The following is a 766-nucleotide window of genomic DNA, read 5'->3' on the forward strand; positions in this document are numbered from 1 at the left end:
AATATCCGTAAGCCACAACCAGTTCGGCTGCTCCGCGGTGAACTCACGCTCGACCAGATCGTCACCCACCGGCGCGCCAGCACGGGCGTTACGTGGCTTACGTTTCGTGATCACCGAACGGATGCCGGCGACATGGCACAGCCGCCACACACGCCGTTCTGACACCTCGTAGCCCAGGCCTTGGAGCTCGTCGGCGAGGAACCGGTACCCGAACTCGGGGTCTTCCGCATGAATCTCGCGCAACACCTCGATGAGATGTTGCTCCTCGAGTTCACGCTTGGACTGGGGCTGTTTCACCCACTGGTAGTACGCCTGCTTCGTAAATCCCAGCACCCTGCACGCCACCGCGACAGGCACCCTCACTGGGGCACCTACTGCGGCCATCTCTTGGACGAGCGGGAACACTATTTTGGGGGTGTGATGTGGATCTGTGACAGATACGCGGCCGCGCGACGCAGGACCTCGTTCTCTTGTTCGAGGAGCCGGTTACGTTTGATCAGTTCACGAATCTGAGCGTCTTCCTCTCGCGTCACTTCGGCCGCGAGGGGCAGTCCACGATCAGCTCGGTCGGCATCGGTCACCCATTTCGAGAGCGCTGATTTCGAGATCCCGAGGTCTTTGCAGATCTGTGACTGGGTCGCGCCTTGTCTGACGAGCGCGACAGCATCTTTTCTGAACTCTTCCGAGTATTTGGCCATGATCCATATCCTCCCAGCCAGTCCTACAGAACTGGCGGACAAGAGTCAATCAAACCTTCAGCAGACCC

At 59.3% G+C, this 766-nt stretch carries 2 pseudogenes; both read right to left on the reverse strand.

The features are described 5' to 3' along the window. Positions 1-494, reverse strand: a pseudogene (locus AC1C2N_RS16215) (IS3 family transposase); the annotation flags it as partial. A gap of 51 nt (positions 495-545) precedes the next feature. Beyond that, positions 546-698, reverse strand: a pseudogene (locus tag AC1C2N_RS16220) (transposase); the annotation flags it as partial. Positions 699-766 lie beyond the last annotated feature (68 nt).

This window comes from Mycetocola sp. Y791, from assembly GCF_059445325.1.